Source organism: Bacillus sp. JJ722 (assembly GCF_036963345.1).
In the GTDB taxonomy this organism is placed as follows: Bacteria; Bacillota; Bacilli; order Bacillales; family DSM-1321; genus Bacillus_AD.
Window position 1 is genome coordinate 1 of the sequence record NZ_JBALMO010000286.1, and the last position, 5,052, is coordinate 5,052.

At 36.9% G+C, this 5,052-nt stretch carries 3 protein-coding genes; all 3 read left to right on the forward strand.

The window, feature by feature from the left end; translation table 11 throughout:
* Positions 1-154: 154 nt before the first annotated feature.
* The 3 genes from polX to V7014_RS23940 are packed head-to-tail and all read left to right on the forward strand — an operon-like array spanning position 155 to position 4,699.
* The gene (polX, locus tag V7014_RS23930; protein WP_335511060.1) at positions 155-1,870 is read left to right on the forward strand and encodes a DNA polymerase/3'-5' exonuclease PolX; all 1,716 of its coding nucleotides are present in this window, start codon (positions 155-157) and stop codon (positions 1,868-1,870) included.
* Positions 1,871-1,910: 40 nt separating this feature from the next.
* Positions 1,911-4,262, forward strand: coding sequence for an endonuclease MutS2 (locus tag V7014_RS23935; protein WP_335511062.1), 2,352 nt, complete (start codon positions 1,911-1,913; stop codon positions 4,260-4,262).
* A 29-nt stretch (positions 4,263-4,291) separates the two neighbouring features.
* Positions 4,292-4,699, forward strand: a complete 408-nt coding sequence (locus V7014_RS23940) for a DUF350 domain-containing protein (RefSeq protein ID WP_335511064.1) — start codon at positions 4,292-4,294, stop codon at positions 4,697-4,699.
* Positions 4,700-5,052: the final 353 nt, after the last annotated feature.

The following is a 5,052-nucleotide window of genomic DNA, read 5'->3' on the forward strand; positions in this document are numbered from 1 at the left end:
TTCGTGTTTCCTTTATCTCTTACGAAGTGCGTAAGTCTCATACGGCGTTAAACGGGCGCGGCTTTCGCTTTTTTATTTTGAGCCACTTGTGAATTATTATGAACAAATGTATCGTTATTATAAAATAGGAATCCGATGAAAAGGGTGATTATAAATGACAGTGAATAAGAAAGATATTATAAAGTTATTAGAACAAATAGCGCTTTACATGGAATTAAAGGGTGAAAATCCATTTAAAATTTCTGCTTTTCGAAAAGCGGCTGCAAGCCTTGAAAATGATCAACGTAGCTTAAAAGAAATTGAAGACTTTACTGCAATATCAGGTATAGGGAAGGGAACGGCTGCGGTTATTCAAGAATATATCACAACAGGTAAATCGGAAACGTTAGAACAACTGCAAACTGAAGTGCCGGAAGGACTTGTTCCTTTATTACAAATAGCGGGTTTAGGTGGGAAAAAAATTGCAAAGCTTTATAAAGAGCTTGGAATAACGAATCGCGAAGAATTAATGAAAGCATGTGAAGAGAAGAAAGTGAGTGCTCTAGCAGGCTTTGGAGAAAAGTCAGAAGAGAAAATCCTTGTGGCACTTCAAGAACAAAGTTCAGGACCGGATCGTTTACCAATGTCTTTTGTTATGCCAATCGCTAATGAAATAGAATCGTACTTAGTGAATATTCCTCAAATAGAACGATATTCTAGAGCTGGAAGTCTGCGGAGAATGAAGGAAACAGTGAAAGATTTAGATTTTATTATTGGAACAAATGAACCAAATCAAGTGAGAGAGAAACTTTTGAGCATTTCAAACGTAAAGAATATTATTGCAGCTGGAGATACAAAAGTTTCTGTAACACTTGACTATCGATATGATGTTTCGGTGGATTTTCGACTGGTGAAGCCGGAAGAATTTATAACAACCTTACACCATTTCACAGGTTCTAAAGATCATAATGTACGAATGAGACAATTAGCTAAAGAACGAGGGGAGAAAATTAGTGAGTATGGTGTAGAAAATGTAGAAACAGGAGAAGTTCAAACGTTTGAAAGTGAAGAAGCATTCTTCCAGCATTTTGGTGTACCATTTATTCCTCCTGAAGCACGTGAAGACGGTACAGAAGTGGATTCTTATAAACCGGAGGAACTCCTTAATCACGGCGATATAAAAGGTGATTTGCATATGCACTCTACGTGGAGTGATGGAGCACACTCTATTAAAGAAATGATTGAGGCGTGTAGAGCAAAAGGTTATCGTTATATGGCGATTACTGACCACTCACAATACTTGAAAGTGGCAAATGGTCTGACAGAAGAGCGATTAAGAGAACAAATACAAATCATAAAAGAGTATAATAAAAAATATGATGATATTCTTGTACTCTCAGGTATTGAAATGGATATTTTGCCTGATGGAACCCTTGACTTCGATGATGATTTATTAAAAGAGTTGGATATTGTTATTGCCAGTATTCATTCAAGTTTTTCTCAGAAACGAGAAACGATTATGGCCCGCCTAGAAACAGCGCTACATAATCCGCACATCGATGTTATTGCACATCCAACAGGAAGGCTAATCGGTCGAAGAGATGGTTATGATGTGGATGTGGATGCGTTAATTCAATTAGCAAAGGAAACGAATACAGCCCTTGAACTTAATGCAAATCCCCATCGATTAGATCTATCTGCTGAATATTTGAAGAAAGCTCAAGAAGCTGGTGTAAAAGTTATGATTAATACAGATGCTCATAAAATGGAAATGCTTGATCATATGAGTATTGGAGTATCTACAGCAATGAAAGCGCACTTAAGAAGAGATATAGTATTAAACAGTCAAAATGTAGATGAATTTCTTACATTTTTAAAAAGAAACGACTAACTTAGAAAAATAACTAGGATTGTAAGGGGGATTATTCTCCATGAATAATAAAACCATGAAGTCACTTGAATTTGATAAAATTCGTGGCCAATTAGATTCATTTGCATCATCGTCTTTAGGACGAAACAAAATTAGAGATTTAATGCCATCGCCTTCTTTTGAAGAAGTAGTTAGGTGGCAGGAAGAAACGGATGAAGGTGCAACTGTCATTCGTTTAAAAGGTCATGTGCCTTTAGCTGGGATTTTTGATATTACAGCTCATGCAAAGCGAGCAAAAATTGGTGGAATGTTAAGTCCAAATGAGCTTAAAGAAATTGCTTCTACTTTGAAAGCAGGTCGAATGCTTCAAAAATTTATTGATGAAATGTTGGATGGTGATTTAGAACTTCCGCATTTATCTGAGTATATGGCTACATTATGTGACTTGTTTGATGTTGAGAAGCTGATTTCAAATGCAATTGGTGATGGCGGAGAAGTATTAGATACAGCAAGTGAGAAGTTGCGTACAGTCCGTACACAATTACGTGCAAATGAAGCGCGTGTTCGAGAAAAGCTGGAAAGTATGATTCGATCATCATCTGCTCAAAAAATGCTGTCAGATAGTATTATTACAATTCGTAATGATCGATTTGTTATTCCTGTTAAGCAGGAATATAAGGGAGCCTATGGTGGAATCATTCACGACCAATCATCTTCAGGACAGACGCTATTTATCGAACCACAAGCTATTGTTACACTAAACAATACTTTGCAGGAACTTCGAGCAAGTGAACAACAGGAAATAGAGCGTATTTTAATCCAACTTTCAGTTACAGTTGGTGAATATACATCTGAACTCTTACATAATGTTTCGGTTATGGCACAGATGGATTTTATTTTTGCAAAAGCTCGTTATGCCAGCAGCATGAAAGCAACTAAACCTAAACTGAATAATGAAGGTCGCATGAAGCTATTTAAAGCGAAGCACCCTCTAATTGATCGCGATCAAGTTGTTGCGAATGACATTTTTTTAGGCGATGAGTTTTCTACAATTGTTATAACAGGTCCAAATACAGGGGGGAAAACAGTTGCTCTCAAAACAGTAGGTTTATGTACGTTGATGGCACAAGCAGGACTGCAAATTCCTACTTTAGATGGTTCAGAAACATGTGTGTTTGAGAAAGTATTTGCTGATATTGGTGATGAGCAATCCATTGAACAAAGCTTAAGTACGTTCTCTTCTCATATGGTTAATATTGTAGAAATTTTGGATGAAGTTGATAATAATACATTAGTTCTATTCGATGAGTTAGGTGCAGGAACAGATCCTCAAGAAGGTGCGGCTTTAGCTATTTCGATTTTGGATGAGGTACACGCCCGTTCAGCGCGTATTATTGCGACAACACATTATCCTGAATTGAAAGCTTATGGTTATAATCGTGAAGGTGTCATCAATGCGAGCGTAGAATTTAATGTTGAAACATTGAGTCCGACATATAAATTATTAATAGGTGTTCCAGGTCGTAGTAACGCCTTTGAAATCTCAAAACGACTAGGCTTACACGAACGTATTATTCGTGATGCGAAAAGCTATATTGGAGAGGATACAAACAAAGTAGAGAACATGATTGCATCTCTTGAGCAAAGTCGTAAAGCAGCAGAAGATGAAAGAGTGAAAGCGCGCGATTATTTACGTAACGCTGAGAAGCTTCATAATGATTTACAGAAAGAAATAGTACAGTTCTATGAGCAAAAGGATCATGCAATAGAAGCGGCTAAAGAAAAGGCACAGCAAATTGTTGAGAAAGCAAAATTTGAAGCGGAAGAAGTGATTTCTGAGCTTCGTGATTTAAGATTGCATAAATTGGCTGATGTCAAAGAGCATGAATTAATCGAGGCAAGAAGAAAATTAGAAAATGCTGCTCCGACATTGTCTAAGAAAATACAACCTATGCCAAAGCAAGATCATGTTTTTGAAGCTGGCGATGAAGTGAAGGTACTAAGTGTAAATGGAAAAGGAACGTTATTAGAGCAAACTGGCAAGAAAGAATGGCTTGTACAAATCGGAATCTTGAAAATGAAAGTGAAAGAAAAGGATATAGAATTTATCAAGCCGCAAAAAGTAGTGGAAACAAAGCCGTTAGCGATTGTAAAAGGAAAAGATTTTCATGTTAGCTTAGAGTTAGATTTGCGTGGCGAAAGATTCGAAAATGCGATTCTGCGTGTAGAGAAATATATTGATGACGCTTTATTGGCAGGTTATCCACGGGTATCAATTATTCATGGGAAAGGCACAGGTGCGTTGCGCCAGGGTGTTCAAGAGTACTTGAAGAATCATCGTTCTGTTAAAGGAATTCGCTTTGGTGAAGCTGGTGAAGGTGGAAGTGGTGTTACAATTGTTGAATTTAAATAATGGTAAATTAAGAGCGGGGAGAATGACGTATGGATGCATTTTGGTCGAATGAGTATGTGTATATTGCTGCCTATTGTAGTGTAGTCGTTCTTTGCGCAGTTGTATTCCTAGCATTCTTTGAACTAGTGACGAAATATCGTAATTGGGAAGAAATTAAAAATGGTAATATGGCTGTTGCTATGGCAACTGGTGGGAAAATATTTGGGATTGCTAATATTTTTAGACATGCCATTATACAACATGACAGTCTTCTAGATATGATATATTGGGGAGTATTTGGCTTTATTATGTTGGTTGCTGGTTATTTTATTTTTGAATTTCTTACACCAGGCTTTAAGATTGATGATGAAATTCAGAATGATAATCGTGCTGTAGGATTTATAGCTATGGTTATTTCTATCGGTTTTTCTTATGTAATTGGAGCAGGTATTTCTTAATCCCATCACCTATTTATGTGTATAAAGGGGAGAATATTTGTGGAGACATTAGCCAAAGTGTTAATTGCAGTTGCTTCATGTTTTGTTTTAATTGGGATCGTATTTTTAATTGTAGGTGGATAAAATAGTGGAGTGATTCGTATATATGCGAATTGCTCTTTTTTTATTTGCAGCGGAATAAGAACACTTTGGTCAAAATTTTGTTGTTCAGGTTCAGTCCCAGTGCCTAGTGTTCCTTTTCGATTTGCAGTAAAACAAGTAGCGAAGTCTTCAATCTAAAAGAACCGGTGACGATTTTTCTTTATGTCTAGCTCTAGCGCCCAGCTCCTAGTGTACTTCGCCAACCTCCCTAC

Bases quoted from the DNA above. Each gene is read 5' to 3' on its own strand.
- V7014_RS23940 (WP_335511064.1), top strand. From the start codon at position 4,292: ATGGATGCATTTTGGTCGAATGAGTATGTGTATATTGCTGCCTATTGT.
- polX (WP_335511060.1), top strand. From the start codon at position 155: ATGACAGTGAATAAGAAAGATATTATAAAGTTATTAGAACAAATAGCG.
- V7014_RS23935 (WP_335511062.1), top strand. From the start codon at position 1,911: ATGAATAATAAAACCATGAAGTCACTTGAATTTGATAAAATTCGTGGC.